We start from the raw sequence: 17,264 nt of genomic DNA, 5'->3' as shown, positions 1-17,264 counted from the left end.
TTATGGGAATCCGTAAGTACAAGCCGACTACCCCGGGCCGTCGTGGCTCGAGCGTAGCGGACTTCACCGAAATTACGCGGTCGACGCCGGAAAAGTCGTTGGTACGTCCGCTGCCCAAAAAGGGCGGCCGTAACAACTCCGGTAAGATCACCACCCGTCACAAGGGTGGCGGACACAAGCGCCAGTACCGTCTGATCGACTTCCGTCGCCACGACAAGGACGGCGTCAACGCCCGCGTTGCCGAAATCGAGTACGATCCGAACCGCACGGCTCGCATCGCCCTCCTGCACTACGTTGATGGCACCAAGCGTTACATCATCGCTCCCAACAAGCTCTCCCAGGGTGACGTTGTCGAAGCAGGTGCCGGTGCTGACATCAAGCCCGGTAACAACCTGCCGCTGCTCAACATCCCGGTGGGTACTGTCATCCACGCAGTTGAACTGCGTCCCGGTGGCGGCGCCAAGATGGGCCGCTCCGCCGGCGCATCGATCCAGCTTGTTGCCAAGGAAGGCCGCTTCGCCCAGCTGCGCCTGCCTTCCGGCGAAATCCGCAACGTTGACGTGCGCTGCCGCGCAACCGTCGGCGAGGTCGGCAACGCCGAGCAGTCGAACATCAACTGGGGCAAGGCCGGCCGTATGCGGTGGAAGGGCGTCCGCCCGACCGTCCGTGGTGTTGCCATGAACCCGGTTGACCACCCGCACGGTGGTGGTGAGGGTAAGACGTCCGGTGGACGTAACCCCGTCAACCCGAACGGTAAGCGGGAAGGCCGCACCCGCCGCCCCAACAAAGAGAGCGACAAGCTTATTGTGCGTCGCCGTCGTACTGGCAAGAACAAGCGATAGGAGCCTGGACACATGCCACGCAGCCTGAAAAAAGGTCCTTTCGTTGACCAGCACCTCTTTGTGAAGGTAGCCAGGGAAAACGAAAAGGGCACCAAGAACGTCATCAAGACCTGGTCCCGCCGTTCGATGATCATCCCCGACATGCTCGGACACACGATCGCCGTACACGACGGACGCAAGCACATCCCGGTGTTTGTCACTGAGTCGATGGTCGGGCACAAGCTCGGCGAATTCGCTCCCACGCGGACATTCCGCGGCCATGTCAAGGACGACCGTAAGGGCAAGCGCCGCTAGGCGCCTGCGTTTACGTCAAAGACGAGAGAAGGAAAGCAATGGAAGCCAAGGCAATTGCGCGCCACATCCGCGTAACGCCTATGAAGGCCCGGCGCGTCGTCAACCTTGTTCGTGGATTGCAAGCGAATGAGGCTCTGGCAATTCTGAAGTTTGCCCCGCAGGCAGCTTCGGAGCCGGTATTCAAGGTAGTTCAGTCAGCAATCTCCAACGCCCGGGTCCTCGCGGACCGCGACGGCGTGGCGTTTGACGAAGGCGACCTCATCATCAGCGAAGCGTTTGTTGATGAAGGCCCGACCATGAAGCGGTTCCAGCCGCGTGCCCAGGGTCGTGCATTTCAGATCAAGAAGCGCACCAGCCACATCACCGTGGTAGTCGCTACCCCGGAGAAAGAGGAGGCTCGCTAAGTGGGACAGAAAGTAAACCCGCACGGGTTCCGACTCGGCATCACCACCGATCACGTATCGCACTGGTTCGCTGACAGCACCAAGGCCGGCCAGCGGTACAAGGACTTCGTTCGCGAAGACATCCGCATCCGCCAGCTCATGTCCACGGGCATGGAGCGCGCCGGCATCGCCAAGGTCGAGATCGAGCGCACCCGTGACCGCGTCCGCGTGGACATCCACACGGCCCGTCCGGGCATCGTCATCGGCCGCCGTGGAGCAGAAGCAGACCGCATCCGCGGCGAGCTCGAAAAGCTCACCGGCAAGCAGGTCCAGCTGAACATCCTCGAGGTCAAAAACCCCGAGATGGAAGCACAGCTTGTGGCCCAGGGCGTTGCAGAGCAGCTGACTTCCCGCGTGGCATTCCGCCGTGCGATGAAGAAGGCCATGCAGTCCGCGCAGCGTGCAGGTGCCAAGGGCATCCGTATCGCCTGCTCGGGCCGCCTGGGTGGCGCTGAAATGTCCCGCTCGGAGTTCTACCGCGAAGGCCGTGTGCCCCTGCACACCCTCCGCGCGAACATCGACTACGGCTTCTACGAAGCCAAGACCACCTTCGGCCGCATCGGTGTGAAGGTCTGGATCTACAAGGGTGACGTCACCGCCAAGGAACTGGCCGCACAGGCTGCTGCCGCACCGTCCCGCGGTGGCCGTGGCGAGCGTCCCGGCCGCCCGGGTGGCGCTGACCGCGGTGACCGCCGCCGTCGCAACGACCGTCCGGCCGCTGAAGCAGCTCCTGCTGCCGAAGCACCGGCAGTTGAAGCAGCACCTGCTGCTGCAGAAGGAGGACAGGCTTAAATGCTTATCCCACGTCGAGTAAAGCACCGTAAGCAGCACCACCCGGGTCGTTCCGGCGCTGCTACGGGCGGCACCCAGGTCTCCTTCGGTGAGTACGGCATCCAGGCCCTGAGCCCGGCATACGTCACCAACCGTCAGATCGAGTCCGCTCGTATCGCAATGACCCGCCACATCAAGCGTGGCGGTAAGGTCTGGATCAACATCTACCCGGACCGTCCGCTGACCAAGAAGCCTGCCGAAACCCGCATGGGTTCCGGTAAGGGTTCACCGGAATGGTGGGTCGCCAACGTCAAGCCGGGCCGGGTTCTGTTCGAACTCTCCGGTGTCAATGAAGAGGTAGCTCGCGAGGCCCTGCGCCTGGCAATCCACAAGCTGCCGTTGAAGGCACGCATTGTGCGTCGCGAGGGTGGTGAATAGAAATGGCAGTAGGATCCAAGGATCTGGCTCCCGCACAGCTGGACGGTTTCGACAACGAGCGTCTCGTTGAAGAACTCCGCAAGGCCAAGGAAGAGCTGTTCAACCTGCGTTTCCAGTCCGCCACCGGACAGCTGGAGAACCACGGTCGCCTGCGCGCGGTAAAGAAGGACATCGCACGCATCTACACCGTTCTCCGCGAACGCGAGCTGGGCATTCGTGCCGAGGTTGCCGCACCGGTTGTGGAAGCCAAGGAAGAGAAGAAGTCCAAGAAGGCTTCAACCAAGAAGGCCGAAAAGGCTGAAAAGGCTGAGACCGAGGAGGACGCCAAGTGAGTGAAAAGGACCAGAACGTGACCGAAACTGCTACCGAAGCCAAGGCTGGGCAGCGCGGTTACCGCAAGACCCGTCGCGGTTACGTGGTCTCCGACAAGATGGAAAAGACCATCGTTGTCGAGGTTGAGGACCGCGTGAAGCACGCACTGTACGGCAAGGTCATCCGCCGTACCTCCAAGGTCAAGGCACACGACGAAGAGAACACCGCCGGCATCGGCGACCTCGTTGTCATCGCCGAGACCCGTCCGCTGTCCGCCACCAAGAACTGGCGGCTCGTGGAAATCCTCGAAAAGGCCAAGTAGCACCTGCTGCTTCGCTGGAAGCCCCTGCTCCCTTCCGGGAGCGGGGGCTTCCTCGTTTAACCGGGGCGTCACGCCGGACAGCTATTGGCGGCAGCGGACGACGGCGGCGCGTGGCCTGGCGGGGGAGCGGCGCCCTGGGCGGGCGGAAAGGCTGTCCTGCCTGCCGCCGTCGTCCGTCTTGCCGGGCAGGGGACGGTGGTGATATGGGGACCGGCGGAAAACATGCTAGGATATTGAGTTTGTATGGCGCCTTTCGCGTGCCATCATCAACCTCGTAAACAAGCGTGCCACAGCATAGTGCCCCTGTGCGCCCGGGATCCGTCCCGGACCGGGTGGGAGCAACTGCTTCTGGCACGGGCGTTTAGGCCTGGTCTGGCAAAATCCAGGCAGGTCAAGAGACACCCCGATCAACCGTTCCGCAAGGCTCATTCCGTAGCAACATCACGGCCTGAGAACCGGCGCGACGCAAGGAGTAAATAGTGATTCAGCAGGAGTCGCGACTCAAGGTCGCCGACAACACGGGTGCTAAGGAAATCCTTACCATTCGCGTTCTCGGTGGATCCGGCCGTCGCTACGCAGGCATCGGTGACGTCATTGTCGCCACCGTCAAGGATGCAATCCCGGGCGGCAACGTAAAGAAGGGCGATGTGGTCAAGGCCGTCATCGTCCGTACCAAGAAGGAACGCCGCCGTGCGGATGGTTCCTACATCAAGTTTGACGAGAACGCAGCTGTGATCCTGAAGAACGACGGTGACCCCCGCGGTACCCGTATCTTCGGACCGGTTGGTCGTGAACTGCGTGACAAGAAGTTCATGAAGATCGTTTCTCTGGCTCCGGAGGTGCTCTAGCCCATGGCTGCAAAGATCAAGAAGGGTGACCTGGTTCAGGTCATCACTGGCGCCAAGGCTGAGCGCGGCGGCGACCGCGGCAAGCAGGGCAAGGTTCTGCGCGTATTCACCGACACCAACCGCGTGCTGGTCGAGGGTATCAACCGCGTCACCAAGCACACCCGGGTTGGACAGTCGCAGCGCGGCACCAAGACCGGCGGCATCGAGGTTGTAGAAGCCCCGATCCACATCTCCAACGTGGCCCTGGTTGACCCGTCGACCAAGAAGCCGACCCGCGTGGGCTTCCGCCTCGACACCGTGGAGAAGAACGGCGTCCAGAAGACTGTCCGTATCCGCGTGTCCAAGAGCTCCGGGAAGGACATCTAATGACTGAGACTCTCGAGACTCCGGCAACGAAGATCGTTCCTCGTCTGAAGACCAAGTACGCCGAATCCATCAAGGCAACGCTCCAGGATGAATTCAAGTACGAGAACGTGAACCAGGTACCCCGTCTGGTGAAGGTTGTTGTGAACATGGGTGTTGGAGATGCCGCCAAGGACTCCAAGCTGATCGACGGCGCTGTCCGCGACCTCACCCAGATCACCGGCCAGAAGCCGCAGGTTACCAAGGCCCGCAAGTCGATCGCACAGTTCAAGCTGCGCGAAGGCATGCCCATCGGTGCACACGCAACCCTGCGTGGCGACCGCATGTGGGAATTCGTGGACCGCCTGGTCACCCTGGCACTGCCCCGTATCCGCGACTTCCGCGGCCTCAGCGGCAAGCAGTTCGATGGCAACGGCAACTACACCTTCGGTCTGACCGAGCAGGTTATGTTCCACGAAATCGACCAGGACAAGATCGACCGCGTCCGCGGTATGGACATCACGGTTGTCACCACTGCCAAGACCGATGACGAAGGCCGCGCGCTGCTCAAGGCGCTTGGTTTCCCGTTCAAAACCGAAGCTTAATTAACTACGTAAAAGGTCCGGCCGCTCCGCTCCGTCAAGGACGGAACGGCGGAAACCGTTACGAGGAAGGGCATGAGCCCACATGACAATGACAGATCCTGTCGCAGATATGCTTACGCGCCTGCGTAATGCAAACTCGGCATACCACGACTCCGTGTCTATGCCTTACAGCAAGCTCAAGGCACGCGTTGCCGACATCCTCAAGGCCGAAGGTTTCATCGCCGGCTGGAAGGAAGAGGACGCCGAGGTCGGCAAGAAGCTGACCCTGGACCTCAAGTTCGGTCCGAACCGCGAGCGTTCCATCGCCGGTGTACGCCGCATCTCCAAGCCGGGCCTCCGCGTTTACGCGAAGTCCACCAACCTCCCGCACGTGCTCGGTGGCCTGGGTATCGCTATCCTGTCCACCTCTTCCGGCCTCCTGACTGACAAGCAGGCCGGCAAGAAGGGCGTGGGCGGCGAAGTCCTCGCGTACGTCTGGTAACGGGAAAGGAAGAGAATAATGTCACGTATTGGACGTCTCCCCATCACCGTTCCTGCCGGCGTTGAGGTCAAGGTTGACGGCTCTGTCGTCAGCGTCAAGGGTTCCAAGGGGGAGCTGACCCACACTGTGGCCAGCCCCATCGAGGTTGCCCTGGACGAAAACACCCTGACCGTCAGCCGCCCGAACGACGAGCGCGCCTCCCGTTCGCTCCACGGCCTGACCCGCACCCTGATCGCCAACATGATCCAGGGCGTCACCGCAGGCTACGAGAAGAAGCTTGAAATCGTCGGTACCGGTTACCGCGTTCAGGCCAAGGGATCTGACCTTGAGTTCGCTCTTGGCTACAGCCACCCGGTCAACGTTTCGGCTCCGGCCGGCATCACCTTTGCAGTAGAGGGACCGACCAAGCTCTCTGTCTCAGGTATCAACAAGCAGCAGGTCGGCGAGGTTGCTGCCAACATTCGCAAGCTGCGGAAGCCTGACCCGTACAAGGGCAAGGGCATCCGTTACGCCGGCGAAGTCATCCGCCGCAAGGTCGGAAAGGCTGGTAAGTAACCATGGCCATCTCCATTAACAAGAAGCGTACGAACAAGAGCAAGGCTGCTGGTCGCAGCCGCCGCCAGCTTCGTATCCGCAAGCGCATTTCCGGTACGGCTGTCCGCCCCCGCCTGGTGGTCAACCGCTCCGCACGCCACGTATTTGTCCAGGTTGTCGATGACACCATTGGCCAGACCGTAGCAAGCGCGTCCACTCTGGAAGCCGACCTTCGTGCATTCGACGGTGACAAGACTGCCAAGGCCAAGCGCGTCGGCGAGCTCGTTGCCGAACGTGCCAAGGCTGCCGGCGTCGAGGCTGTTGTCTTCGACCGTGGTGGTAACAAGTACCACGGCCGGATTGCCGCCGTCGCTGACGGTGCACGCGAAGGTGGGCTGTCACTGTGACCGAAGCAAACAAGGAAAAGGACACTGTGTCTGCAGATCAGAAGGCGCCCGAAGCGGCAGCTGCTGAGACCACTGCCCCCGCTGCCGACGACCGCCGTGGTGGCGCCCGTCGCGGCGAGCGTGGCGACCGTGGCCAGGGCCGCGGCGACCGCGGTGGCCGTGGCGGCCGCGACGGTGGCCGTGAAGCCGAAAAGAACCAGTTCGTAGAGCGCGTTGTCACCATCAACCGCGTTTCCAAGGTGGTCAAGGGTGGTCGTCGCTTCAGCTTCACCGCTCTGGTCGTCGTTGGTGACGGTAACGGCATGGTCGGCGTGGGCTATGGCAAGGCCAAGGAAGTTCCCGCTGCTATCGCCAAGGGCGTTGAAGAGGCTAAGAAGTCCTTCTTCCGCGTTCCCCGCGTTGGCAACACCATCCCGCACCGCGTTCAGGGTGAAGCCGCTGCCGGCGTCGTAATGCTGCGTCCGGCTTCCGCCGGTACCGGTGTTATCGCCGGTGGTCCGGTCCGTGCAGTACTGGAGTGCGTGGGCATCCACGACATCCTCTCCAAGTCGCTCGGTTCCTCCAACGCCATCAACATCGTTCACGCGACCGTTGATGCCCTGAAGCGCCTCGAAGAGCCGGCAGCAGTGGCAGCACGCCGCGGCCTGCCGCTGGACGAGATCGCTCCGGCAGCGCTGGTGAAGGCCCTCCTGGCTCCGAAGGCAGGTGTTTAGTCTTGGCTAAGAACCTGGTCCCCTCCGACGCTCAGTTGGAAATCACTCAGATCAAGTCCGCCATTGGCGGCAAGCAGAACCAGCGCGACACCCTGCGGTCCCTCGGCCTGAAGCGGATTGGACACACCGTTGTCCGCACCGCCGACGCCGTGACCGTTGGAATGCTCAACACGGTTCCGCACCTGGTAAAGGTAGAGGAGGCGAAGTAAATGGCAGAGAACACTGCTGATAAGGCGCAGGCTGCTGAGAAGCAGAACGCCCTGAAGGTTCACCACCTGCGTCCCGCACCGGGTGCCAAGACCGCCAAGACCCGTGTTGGTCGTGGTGAGGCATCCAAGGGTAAGACCGCCGGCCGTGGTACCAAGGGTACGGCTGCCCGCTACCAGGTGAAGGCTGGCTTTGCCGGCGGCCAGCTGCCGCTGCACATGCGCCTTCCGAAGCTGCGTGGCTTCAAGAACCCGTTCCGGGTTGAGTTCCAGGTTGTAAACCTGGACAAGCTCAACGAGCTGTTCCCGGAAGGTGGCGCAGTCACCGTGGAGAACCTGGTCGAAAAGGGTGCCGTTCGCAAGAACCAGCCCGTCAAGGTGCTGGGCACCGGCGACATCACCGTCAAGGTTGACGTCACCGCCCACGCATTCTCGGCCAGCGCCGCTGAAAAGATTGCTGCAGCAGGCGGAAGCACCACCGCCCTGTAAGGGACGGCGCCAGCTGTAAAACTCCCGGTATCCGCGGGCTTCGGCCCCGGATACCGGGAGTTTTTCGTATCCGCCGGGCGAACGATTCCCGCCATCCGGCGCATGACGGCTGGCCCGGATTGTTCGCTCGGCGCATAGACCCGTTAGACTCGGATGTCGGGATTTATCAAATTCCGTCACCCACCCCTTATTGACACCACAGGAGGACGCTTGCTTAGCGCATTTGGCCGGGCCTTTCGCACGCCTGATCTGCGACGCAAGTTGTTGTTCACGCTGGGAATCATCACCATCTTCCGCTTGGGTGCTTTCATTCCCTCGCCCGGTGTGAACTACCAGAATGTCCAGCAATGCTTGCATAACGGTCAGACCGCCGGCGGGCTGTACCAGCTCGTCAACCTCTTCAGCGGCGGCGCGTTGCTCCAGGTGTCCATCTTCGCCCTGGGCATCATGCCCTACATCACGGCCAGCATCATCGTCCAGCTGCTTCGGGTGGTCATTCCCCGGTTCCAGCAGCTTTACGAAGAGGGCGCGTCGGGGCAGTCGAAGCTGACCCAGTACACCCGTTACCTCACCATCGCGCTGGGCCTGCTCAACGCCACCACCCTGGTGTCCCTGGCCCGCTCAGGGCAGCTGCTTCCCGGGTGCCAGTTGCCGGTGATTCCTGACAGCAGCATCATCACCACCATCCTGATCATCATCACGCTCACGGCCGGCACCGGCCTGATCATGTGGATGGGCGAGCTCGTCACGGAAAAGGGCGTGGGCAACGGCATGTCGCTGCTCATTTTCACGTCCATCGCCGCCCAGTTCCCCACCTCCCTCGGTGCCATCTGGACCTCGCAGGGGCCGGGAACCTTCTTCCTCGTCCTGGTGGTGGGTCTCCTCACCGTGGCCCTGGTGGTCTTCGTCGAGCAGTCACAGCGCCGCATCCCGGTGCAGTACGCCAAGCGGATGATCGGCCGCCGCACCGTGGGCGGCACCAGTACCTACATTCCCATCAAGGTGAACATGGCCGGTGTCATTCCGGTGATCTTCGCTTCCTCCATGCTCTACATTCCCGGGCTGATCGCGCAGTTCAACCAGCCCCGGAACGGCGAGCCAATGCAACCGTGGGTTGAGTGGATCAACAACAACCTGACCCGCGGTGACCACCCGATCTACATGGCGGTTTATTTCGTCCTGATCGTGTTCTTCACCTACTTCTACGTCGCGATTACCTTCAACCCTGAAGAAGTCTCAGACAACATGAAGAAGTACGGCGGCTTCATCCCAGGTATCCGCGCCGGCCGGCCGACCGCTGATTACCTGCAGTACGTGCTCTCACGGATCACCCTGCCTGGCGCCCTCTACCTGGGCTTCGTGGCACTGATCCCGCTGGTGGCACTCGTGCTGATCAACGCAAACCAGAACTTCCCGTTCGGTGGCACCTCGATCCTGATCATGGTGGGCGTTGGGTTGGAGACCGTAAAGCAGATTGATGCGCAGCTACAACAACGTCACTACGAAGGGCTTTTGCGATGACGAGAATGCTGATTATTGGACCTCCCGGTTCCGGAAAAGGAACGCAGGCGGAGCGGATTTCAGAACGCCTCGGCGTTGTGGCCATCTCCACCGGTGACATCTTCCGTGCCAACGTGAAGGGCGAAACTCCGCTCGGCGTCGAGGCCAAGAAGTACATGGACAACGGTGACTTCGTCCCGGACAGCGTGACCAACAAGATGGTCCGTGACCGCCTGAACGAGTCCGATGTCGAGAACGGCTTCCTGCTGGACGGCTACCCGCGCACCACCGCGCAGGTGGACTACCTGGACGAGATCCTCGCCGACGGCGACGAGAAGCTCGACGTGGTCCTGCAGCTGACTGCCGACGACGAGGAGCTGGTACACCGCCTACTGGGCCGGGCCAAGGAAACAGGCCGGAGCGACGACAACGAAGCCGTCATCCGCCACCGTCTGGACCTCTACCACGAGCAGACCGAAGCTGTGGTGGCGAAGTACGCCGACCGCGGCATCCTCACCAAGGTTGACGGGATCGGTCCGATCGACGAAGTTACCAACCGCGTGATGCAGGCCATCAAGGCCGCACAGGCCGCCTGACCCAAGGCGCCCGGTTTTATCGAGGCTCCTCCCGGCATCCGGGAGGAGCCTCAGCCATTTGAAAGGAATCATCATGGCCTTCGGCCAGCCCCGCATCGAATACAAGAACAACGCCCAGATGCGCACCATGCACGAGGCCGGCCTGGTCCTTAGCCGTGCACTGGATGCCGCCGTTGCCGCCGCGGTGCCGGGGGTCACCACCAAGCACCTGGACGATGTCTTCGCCGCCGTGCTCAACGAGGCAGGCGCCAAGTCCAACTTCCTGGGCTACCACGGCTTCCCGGCGACCATCTGCACGTCCGTCAATGAAGAGGTGGTGCACGGCATTCCGGGAAGCCGCGTCCTGCAGGACGGCGACATCATCTCCATCGATGGCGGCGCGATCGTCAACGGCTGGCACTCGGATTCCGCGCGCACGGTGATCGTGGGAACAGCGGACCCCGAGGACCAGCGCCTCTCGGTCGTTACGCAGGCTGCCATGTGGCGGGGGATCGCTGCCCTGGCCGGCGGCTCGCATGTGGGGGACATTGGCGCCGCCATTGACGACTACGTCTCCTCCGTCCCCGGCAAGCCGCTGGGCATCCTGGAGGACTACGTGGGCCACGGCATTGGCTCCGAGATGCACATGGCCCCGGACGTCCTGAACTACCGCACCAACCACCGCGGCCCCAAGATCAAGCCGGGCCTGTGCCTCGCCATCGAACCCATGCTGGTCCGGGGCGGCATCGAGACCGCAGTCCTGGAGGATGACTGGACCGTGGTGACCACCGACGGCAAGCGCTCCTGCCAGTGGGAGCACTCCGTGGCAGTGCACGAGAAGGGCATTTGGGTGCTTTCGGCGCCCGACGGCGGTGCGGAGCACCTGGTTCCCCTTGGCGTCACCCCGGTGCCGATCCCCTAAGGGACGCACTTCCCCCTCTTCGACGCGCATTTTCCTGCGTGACGCACAAAAGCCCTGGCGCGACCCGGATCCGGGTCCCGCCAGGGCTTTTGCGCGTCGACAGTGGTTAGGACTTCAGCTTCGGCTTCACGTCCCGCTCGTAGATACCCTGCAGCGTGGCCTTCAGGTCCGTCATGGTGGACTTGACGTCGCCCTGCTGGGTGAGGATCTTCGCGGCGGCCTTCGCCATCTCCTGGTCAGCACCCGGCAGGAACACGCGGGCGTTGTCCTGGACCTTGGTCACCGCGAGCTGGTCCACTGCGGTCTGGATCTGCGGCGTCTTGGCCAGGACCGCCTTCATATCGGCCGACTTGCGGGTGGGCATGTAGCCGGTGGCGGCAGAGAACTCCGCGGTGCTCTCCGGCTGGGTGACGAAGTCCAGGAACATTCCGGCGGCCAGCTGTTCCTCCTTGGAAATGCCGCTGGGGATGCCCAGGCCTGCGCCGCCCGTGGGGCAGACGTTGGACGTCGCTTTGGGGCCGCCGGGCAGGAAACCAACACCAACGTTGAACTTGGCCGACTTCAGGATGCCCAGCAGCGATCCCGTGGAGGCGATGGTGGCCGAGGTCAGGCCTGCGGAGAAATCGTCGGCCGCTTCCTTGGACGAGACACCCGCCCACTTGTCCTTGTAGATCGAGTCCTGGGCCCACTGCAGCGCCGCGACGGATTCGGCGGAGTCGCAGGTGATGTCCCATTCCTTGGACCAGCCACCGCCCCAGCCCCACAGCATGTTCTGCAGTGTCCAGCCCGCATAGCCGGCCAGTGCGGGGTAGATGTAGGCGTACTGGGCACCGGAGCTTGCCTTCAGCTTGGGTGCCCACTCGCCGAATTCCTGCCAGGTCTTGGGAGCACGGTCGGGGATCCCGGCTGCCGCGAAGTGGTCTTTGTTGTAGTAGAACAGCGGCGTTGACCGGCCGTAGGGCAGCGCCCACTGCTTGCCGTCGTACTTGTAGTCATTGACCAGTGACTGCTGGAAGTCGTCCATCTTCATGTTCAGCTGCTTGGTCAGGCTGTCCACCGGAATGATGCTGCCGTTGGTGTAGTACCGGAACCACCACACGTCCGACAGGACGACAACACCCGGGAGGCCGGACTTGGCCGCCTGCGCGGTCTGGAACTTCTGGGCGATCTCCTCGTAGTTGGCCCCGGCGGTCACCAGGTTGACGGCGATGCCCGGGTTCTTGGCCTGGAATTTCTCGATCAGGCTCTTTTCCACATCCTGCGACTGTCCGGGGTGGCTGGACCAGAAATCGATCTTGGCCGCCGGCTTCACGCCGCTGAAGTCGATATCGGCCGCCTGGGACGTGGCCTGTCCGCCGCCGCTGGTGGAAGGTCCGCCGCATGCGGCCAGGGCAGCGGCAGAAGCGGTGAGCCCTGCCAGGCCCAGGAAGTGCCTCCGGTCCAGATGAAGTGTCATGACATTTCCTTTCGGTTGTTGCCTGCGGAAGGGTGGGAGTACTGGGAGGTTGGGTAGTACGACGGCGGCCGGCGGCTTAGCCGGTCACACTGCCTTGGGTGAGGCCCGCCACGATGTAGCGCTGCAGGGCCGCGAAGATGATCAGGATGGGAACGATGACCAGGACTGCCCCGGCCATGAGGACACCCCAGCCGGCGGCGTTGCTTTCGTTGTTCTGCAGGAGGGTGAGACCCACCGGCAAGGTCATGGTTTCCGGCCGGTCCGTAATGATCAGGGGCCAGATGTAGTCGTTCCACTCGGTCACGATGGTCACGAGGGCCACCGTGGCGATGGAAGGCACGGAGACGGGGACCACGATCTGCCACAGCCGGCGCCAGTGGCCGGCACCGTCCATCTCGGCAGATTCGAGAATGGAGGCGGGCAGGGTACGGAAGTGCTGCCGCAGCAGGAACGTGCCGAAGGCGGTGCCAAGACCGGGCAGGATGATGCCCCACAGGGTGTTCTTCCCGCCGATCCCCGCAATCAGGATGAAGTTGGGCAGGATGGATACCTGCGGCGGCACCATGAGGGCCACCAGGATCAGCAGGAAAATGAAGTTCCGGAACGGGAAGCGGACAAAGACCAGGGCGTAGGCCGTCAGGATGGCCAGGAGCACCTTGATGGTGGCCCCTGACAGGGTGACGATGGTGCTGTTCAGGAAGAACTGCCCGAAGGGGACCGTGGTCATGGCGGTCCGGTAGTTTTCCAGGTTCAGGCTTTCCGGAAGGATCTTGAGGTCGGTGGTGACGATTTCGCCCGACTGCTTGAAGGAGCTGAGTACCATCCACAGCAGGGGAAGGAACACCACCAGCGTGGCGATCAGCAGCGGCAGGTAGCCGCCCACCACGGTCTGGACAAGGTTCCGGCGGGAGAACGGCCGGTCGCGGCGGAGGCCTGGATCCGGCGCGGCGATGGCCGGGGCGGCGGGGTCCGGGCTCACCGGTGATAGGGATGTCACGAGTAATGAACCTTTCGTTCCACGAACCGCAGCTGGAGCACGGTGATCACCAGGAGGATGGCAAACAGGACCACCGAAATGGCCGCTGAGTAGCCGGCCCTGTTGTAGGCCCCGAAGGCCTGGAGGTAGGCCTCGTAGATCAGGGTGCTGGTGCCGGTGCCCAGGGGTGTCATGATCCGGATGAGGTCGAAGGCCTGCAGCGAGCTGAGCATGGTGGTGATCAGAAGGAAGAATGTAGTGGGGGACAGCAGCGGCAGCGAGATGCTGACGAAGCGCCGGAACCCGTTGGCACCGTCGAGGGACGCCGCCTCCATGACCTCCTGCGGAAGCGACTGGAGCCCCGCAAGGTACACCACCGCGCAGTAGCCCAGGTTCTTCCACACGTAAACCAGGATCACCATGACCAGCGACAGCTGGGGATCGTTGATCCACTGCGGGCTCTGCTGCCCGATGCCCCGGAGCAGCCAGGCCAGGACGCCGTAGCCCGGATCGAAAATGAACAACCACACCAGGCCCACGCCGACGCCGGAGAGGACATAGGGGGCAAAGACGGCGGAGCGGGCGAACGTGGTGCCCCGGACCTTTGCATTCAAGGCCAGCGCCACCAGCAGGCCCAGGATCATCGAACCGCCCACCGTCACCAGCGTGAACACTGCGGTGGTGCCCAGGACTTTCGGGGCATCGTTGCTGGTGAAGAAGGTGACGTAGTTGGTGAAGCCCACCACAGTGGCGGTGGGCGAACCGAGGGTCCAGTCCAGCGTGGAGTAGTACATGTTGCTGAACAGCGGGCGGTAGGTGAAGACGGCGATCAGCACCAGGTTGGGCAGCGCCATGGCAAGGAAAACAAAGAAGTCGCGGCGGGTCCTTGCGGTCCACCGCCGTCGTGGAACTTTTGCCGTACGCCCCGGAGGCCTCTTGGGTTTGGTGGCGGGGTGCTGGGCGAGTTGACGGGTCATGCGTGTCTCTCCCGTGTTGGGAGCCTGCTCGTGGCCGGCCCTGGCTTGATCTAGGGACTACTACACCAGACCGTCAGGGGGCTGAAACCCGCATATGCCCTTGTCAGGGGACTGTTATCCAAGGCTTCGTCGCCCGTTAACGCTGTGTTGATTGCAGTCTCGCACAAAGTTCGCCGCTGCGGCAGGGGCGCGCCAGCGGAGGGGACAATAGGGGCATGGGAACCATTACCGATGTCCCGGGCATACGCGTGGGCCAGGTCCAGAAGGACACCGACGGCTGGCTGACGGGCGTGACGGTTGTCCTGCCGCCGCCGGGCACTGTGGGTTCGGTGGATGTCCAGGGCGGTGGACCGGCCACGCACGAAACAGACGCCCTTGATCCCACGACCCTGGTCGGAACTGTGGACGCCCTTGTCCTCACGGGCGGCAGCGCCTACGGGCTGGCGTCAGCTGCGGGCGCCCAGCGCTGGTGCGAGGAAGACGGCCGCGGCTTTGCCGTTCCCGGGGGAGTGGTGCCCATCGTCCCCGCCGCCGCCATCTTCGACCTCGGCAGGGGCGGGAACTTCTCCGCACGGCCGACGCCGGACATGGGCTACGCGGCAACGGCCGCCGCGGCAGCACAAAAGGAAGGGCACGACGTCGGTCGGGGCAACGTAGGTGCCGGCACCGGGGCATTGATCGGCCGGGGGCAATATAAGGGCGGAATAGGCACAGCATCCATCACGCTGGACAGCGGTGTTGTGGTCGGGGCCATCGCAGTCGTGAATGCCCTTGGTCTTCCGTTCGAACCAGCAGTGCACTTCTCCGTGAAGACCACTGATCCGCCGCCACTTAACACCACTCTTGTCGTGGTGGCTACGAATGCCGTTCTTGATGTGGCCGAATGTAAAAGGACTGCCTCTGCTTCCCATGCCGGTATTGCGCGGGCGCTGAACCCTAGCCATACCCTGGCCGACGGGGACACAGTCTTCTGCCTCGCAACCGGTGCGGTGGCACTTGACCGCTCCGACGACGCTGCCCGGCAGGTCAGTCTCATCACGCTCCAAAGCGCGGCAGCCGACGTCGTCCGTTTGGCCATCCTGGACGGTGTGGCCGCAGCTGGTGCGGTGAGCACTCCGGCCGGCGAATATGGTGCGTACCGCACTGCGTAGGCTACTATGGCCGATTTAACTTTTACCGGCCAACAGGGTAGTGTTGCTTGTTGGTTGTCTGGACTGCCACGCCCTTTTGGGCCTGGAGACGGCAATCGATCCAACAAAAACGTTCGTGGTCATGCCCGGTGCTATCCGGCGGGGCTGCGGCAACAACAGTTAGCGGAGGGTATGGCCAAGAAGGACGGGGTCATTGAGATCGAAGGCGTTGTGACCGAGGCGCTGCCTAACGCGATGTTTCGCGTTGAGCTCACCAACAAGCACATCGTTCTGGCACACATCTCTGGAAAGATGCGTCAGCACTACATCCGAATCCTCCCTGAGGACCGTGTAGTGGTGGAGCTGAGCCCGTACGACCTCACCCGTGGTCGTATCGTCTACCGCTACAAGTAAATTGCTGGGCGGCGGCAGTGCAAGCTGACTGCTGCTCCAGTTGACCAAACTGCTACACGCAAAGGAACGCCATGAAGGTCAAGCCGAGCGTCAAGCAGATCTGCGAAAAGTGCAAAGTGATCCGCCGTAATGGCCGGGTCATGGTGATCTGCGAGAACCCGCGCCACAAGCAGCGCCAGGGCTAATTTCCTTCCCTGAAGGAAATCCTGGGTTGCTAACCCACGCAAGTAAATAAAGGCAGCACAAGCTGATCTGGAACATTGAGCTCGAAAGAGTCCGGACAGCTAACCCCCGGTCGGAGGCTGGGGCCGCACGGAACGTGCGGGTGTACTGCCTACGACCTCCGGTTTATCAAGGAGTACTGCCACTATGGCTCGTCTCGCTGGCGTAGACATTCCCCGCGAAAAGCGGCTGGAAATTGCGCTTACTTACATCTACGGCGTGGGCAAGACCCGTGCACACGAAACCCTGGCCGCCACTGGCATCAGCGCTGACGTCCGCGTCAAGGACCTGACTGACGCCCAGCTGGTTGAGCTGCGTGACTACATTGAAGGCAACTACAAGGTTGAGGGTGACCTTCGCCGCGAAGTAGCAGCAGATATCCGCCGCAAGGTTGAAATCGGCAGCTACGAAGGCCTGCGCCACCGCAAGGGCCTGCCCGTACGCGGTCAGCGTACGAAGACCAACGCACGTACCCGCAAGGGCCCGAAGCGTACCGTCGCCGGCAAGAAGAAGGCCCGTTAATATCCCCGCTCGGGATTTACGGACTTTCCCCAATAACTTTCTGTAGGAGAAAAAATGCCCCCGAAGACTCGTGGCGCGGTTCGCAAGCCGCGTAAGAAGGACAAGAAGAATATCGCGCTTGGCCAGGCGCACATCAAGAGCACCTTTAACAACACCATCGTTTCCATCACGGATCCGACCGGCGCTGTTATTTCCTGGGCTTCCTCCGGTGAGGTTGGCTTCAAGGGCTCGCGCAAGTCCACCCCGTTCGCTGCGCAGATGGCTGCCGAAGCCGCTGCCAAGCGTGCGCAGGAGCACGGCATGCGCAAGGTAGACGTTTTCGTCAAGGGACCGGGTTCCGGACGCGAAACCGCCATCCGTTCGCTGCAGGCTGCAGGCCTCGAGGTTGGCTCCATCCAGGACGTCACCCCCGCAGCGCACAACGGCTGCCGCCCGCCGAAGCGCCGCCGCGTCTAATTCTTTTCCGCAGCAGGAGCTTGCCCGGACCAGCGATGGTCCGGGCAAGCCCAGCGCGTTAAGTCTT

Annotated in this window: 27 protein-coding genes; 24 read left to right on the top strand and 3 right to left on the bottom strand. The window is 62.5% G+C overall.

Features of this window, described 5'->3' with window-relative positions; all coding sequences use genetic code 11:
- The first annotated feature begins 2 nt into the window (after window positions 1–2).
- From rplB to map, 19 genes are all read left to right on the top strand, one after another.
- Window positions 3–842: a 50S ribosomal protein L2 gene (rplB, locus tag ACWRN3_RS07520; protein ID WP_159631363.1), complete on the top strand. Its 840-nt coding sequence runs from the start codon at window positions 3–5 to the stop codon at window positions 840–842.
- A gap of 12 nt (window positions 843–854) precedes the next feature.
- Window positions 855–1,136: a 30S ribosomal protein S19 gene (rpsS, locus tag ACWRN3_RS07515; RefSeq protein ID WP_003803803.1), complete on the top strand. Its 282-nt coding sequence runs from the start codon at window positions 855–857 to the stop codon at window positions 1,134–1,136.
- Between the two features lie 38 nt (window positions 1,137–1,174).
- Window positions 1,175–1,540 carry a 50S ribosomal protein L22 gene (gene rplV / locus ACWRN3_RS07510; protein ID WP_009358304.1) on the top strand — a complete coding sequence of 122 codons (366 nt, stop codon included), beginning with the start codon at window positions 1,175–1,177 and terminating at the stop codon, window positions 1,538–1,540.
- Window positions 1,541–2,371 carry a 30S ribosomal protein S3 gene (rpsC, locus tag ACWRN3_RS07505; protein WP_141942674.1) on the top strand — a complete coding sequence of 277 codons (831 nt, stop codon included), beginning with the start codon at window positions 1,541–1,543 and terminating at the stop codon, window positions 2,369–2,371. It abuts the gene before it with no gap.
- Window positions 2,372–2,788 carry a 50S ribosomal protein L16 gene (gene rplP / locus ACWRN3_RS07500; protein ID WP_043454603.1) on the top strand — a complete coding sequence of 139 codons (417 nt, stop codon included), beginning with the start codon at window positions 2,372–2,374 and terminating at the stop codon, window positions 2,786–2,788.
- A gap of 2 nt (window positions 2,789–2,790) precedes the next feature.
- Window positions 2,791–3,120, top strand: coding sequence for a 50S ribosomal protein L29 (gene rpmC, locus ACWRN3_RS07495; RefSeq protein WP_159631364.1), 330 nt, complete (start codon window positions 2,791–2,793; stop codon window positions 3,118–3,120).
- On the top strand, window positions 3,117–3,422 hold the full coding sequence (gene rpsQ, locus ACWRN3_RS07490) for a 30S ribosomal protein S17 (protein ID WP_043454607.1): 306 nt from the start codon (window positions 3,117–3,119) through the stop codon (window positions 3,420–3,422). The genes rpmC and rpsQ overlap by 4 nt, the downstream gene beginning before the upstream one ends.
- A 479-nt stretch (window positions 3,423–3,901) precedes the next feature.
- The gene (gene rplN / locus ACWRN3_RS07485; RefSeq protein ID WP_003803789.1) at window positions 3,902–4,270 is read left to right on the top strand and encodes a 50S ribosomal protein L14; all 369 of its coding nucleotides are present in this window, start codon (window positions 3,902–3,904) and stop codon (window positions 4,268–4,270) included.
- Between the two features lie 3 nt (window positions 4,271–4,273).
- Complete coding sequence (rplX, locus tag ACWRN3_RS07480) at window positions 4,274–4,636, top strand: 50S ribosomal protein L24 (RefSeq protein ID WP_142032009.1); 363 nt, start codon at window positions 4,274–4,276, stop codon at window positions 4,634–4,636.
- Entirely contained in the window at window positions 4,636–5,217 is a 582-nt protein-coding gene (rplE, locus tag ACWRN3_RS07475; protein ID WP_018769138.1) for a 50S ribosomal protein L5, read from the top strand. The genes rplX and rplE overlap by 1 nt, the downstream gene beginning before the upstream one ends.
- 82 nt (window positions 5,218–5,299) lie before the next feature.
- The gene (gene rpsH, locus ACWRN3_RS07470) at window positions 5,300–5,698 is read left to right on the top strand and encodes a 30S ribosomal protein S8 (RefSeq protein ID WP_015937843.1); all 399 of its coding nucleotides are present in this window, start codon (window positions 5,300–5,302) and stop codon (window positions 5,696–5,698) included.
- An 18-nt stretch (window positions 5,699–5,716) separates the two neighbouring features.
- Window positions 5,717–6,253 (top strand): 50S ribosomal protein L6, encoded by a 537-nt coding sequence (rplF, locus tag ACWRN3_RS07465; RefSeq protein WP_159631365.1) that lies wholly within the window; start codon window positions 5,717–5,719, stop codon window positions 6,251–6,253.
- A gap of 2 nt (window positions 6,254–6,255) precedes the next feature.
- The gene (gene rplR / locus ACWRN3_RS07460; protein ID WP_159631366.1) at window positions 6,256–6,639 is read left to right on the top strand and encodes a 50S ribosomal protein L18; all 384 of its coding nucleotides are present in this window, start codon (window positions 6,256–6,258) and stop codon (window positions 6,637–6,639) included.
- A complete protein-coding gene (gene rpsE, locus ACWRN3_RS07455) occupies window positions 6,636–7,352 on the top strand; it encodes a 30S ribosomal protein S5 (RefSeq protein WP_255172842.1) in 717 nt (238 codons plus the stop codon). Before rplR ends, rpsE begins: the two co-directional genes overlap by 4 nt.
- Window positions 7,353–7,354: 2 nt before the next feature.
- A complete protein-coding gene (rpmD, locus tag ACWRN3_RS07450; RefSeq protein WP_009358731.1) occupies window positions 7,355–7,561 on the top strand; it encodes a 50S ribosomal protein L30 in 207 nt (68 codons plus the stop codon).
- On the top strand, window positions 7,562–8,047 hold the full coding sequence (rplO, locus tag ACWRN3_RS07445) for a 50S ribosomal protein L15 (protein WP_013601817.1): 486 nt from the start codon (window positions 7,562–7,564) through the stop codon (window positions 8,045–8,047).
- Window positions 8,048–8,257: 210 nt separating this feature from the next.
- A complete protein-coding gene (gene secY, locus ACWRN3_RS07440) occupies window positions 8,258–9,568 on the top strand; it encodes a preprotein translocase subunit SecY (RefSeq protein WP_324642635.1) in 1,311 nt (436 codons plus the stop codon).
- A 5-nt stretch (window positions 9,569–9,573) separates the two neighbouring features.
- Window positions 9,574–10,143, top strand: coding sequence for an adenylate kinase (locus ACWRN3_RS07435; RefSeq protein WP_201302397.1), 570 nt, complete (start codon window positions 9,574–9,576; stop codon window positions 10,141–10,143).
- A gap of 73 nt (window positions 10,144–10,216) precedes the next feature.
- A complete protein-coding gene (gene map, locus ACWRN3_RS07430; protein ID WP_476740262.1) occupies window positions 10,217–11,044 on the top strand; it encodes a type I methionyl aminopeptidase in 828 nt (275 codons plus the stop codon).
- A 106-nt stretch (window positions 11,045–11,150) separates the two neighbouring features.
- Here the strand turns inward: map and ACWRN3_RS07425 are convergent, their stop codons facing one another.
- From ACWRN3_RS07425 to ACWRN3_RS07415, 3 genes are all read right to left on the bottom strand, one after another.
- The gene (locus tag ACWRN3_RS07425; protein ID WP_476740261.1) at window positions 11,151–12,500 is read right to left on the bottom strand and encodes an ABC transporter substrate-binding protein; all 1,350 of its coding nucleotides are present in this window, start codon (window positions 12,498–12,500) and stop codon (window positions 11,151–11,153) included.
- Between the two features lie 76 nt (window positions 12,501–12,576).
- Window positions 12,577–13,497, bottom strand: coding sequence for a carbohydrate ABC transporter permease (locus tag ACWRN3_RS07420; RefSeq protein ID WP_159631371.1), 921 nt, complete (start codon window positions 13,495–13,497; stop codon window positions 12,577–12,579).
- Window positions 13,494–14,453, bottom strand: a complete 960-nt coding sequence (locus ACWRN3_RS07415) for a carbohydrate ABC transporter permease (protein WP_324642632.1) — start codon at window positions 14,451–14,453, stop codon at window positions 13,494–13,496. The genes ACWRN3_RS07420 and ACWRN3_RS07415 overlap by 4 nt, the downstream gene beginning before the upstream one ends.
- A gap of 215 nt (window positions 14,454–14,668) precedes the next feature.
- On the opposite strand from ACWRN3_RS07415, the gene ACWRN3_RS07410 reads away from it, so the two are divergent.
- The 5 genes from ACWRN3_RS07410 (at window position 14,669) to rpsK (ending at window position 17,197) form a co-directional block, all read left to right on the top strand.
- Entirely contained in the window at window positions 14,669–15,604 is a 936-nt protein-coding gene (locus ACWRN3_RS07410; protein WP_476740260.1) for a P1 family peptidase, read from the top strand.
- Between the two features lie 171 nt (window positions 15,605–15,775).
- Window positions 15,776–15,997: a translation initiation factor IF-1 gene (gene infA / locus ACWRN3_RS07405; RefSeq protein WP_009358723.1), complete on the top strand. Its 222-nt coding sequence runs from the start codon at window positions 15,776–15,778 to the stop codon at window positions 15,995–15,997.
- Between the two features lie 71 nt (window positions 15,998–16,068).
- Window positions 16,069–16,182, top strand: coding sequence for a 50S ribosomal protein L36 (rpmJ, locus tag ACWRN3_RS07400; protein WP_009358722.1), 114 nt, complete (start codon window positions 16,069–16,071; stop codon window positions 16,180–16,182).
- A 184-nt stretch (window positions 16,183–16,366) separates the two neighbouring features.
- The gene (gene rpsM / locus ACWRN3_RS07395; protein ID WP_003803743.1) at window positions 16,367–16,741 is read left to right on the top strand and encodes a 30S ribosomal protein S13; all 375 of its coding nucleotides are present in this window, start codon (window positions 16,367–16,369) and stop codon (window positions 16,739–16,741) included.
- 54 nt (window positions 16,742–16,795) lie between these two features.
- Window positions 16,796–17,197 carry a 30S ribosomal protein S11 gene (rpsK, locus tag ACWRN3_RS07390; RefSeq protein ID WP_009358720.1) on the top strand — a complete coding sequence of 134 codons (402 nt, stop codon included), beginning with the start codon at window positions 16,796–16,798 and terminating at the stop codon, window positions 17,195–17,197.
- Window positions 17,198–17,264: the final 67 nt, after the last annotated feature.

The organism is Pseudarthrobacter sp. rb (genome assembly GCF_056389225.1).
Note: the sequence above shows the minus strand (reverse complement) of the source record. Positions and strands in the feature narration are given on the sequence as shown.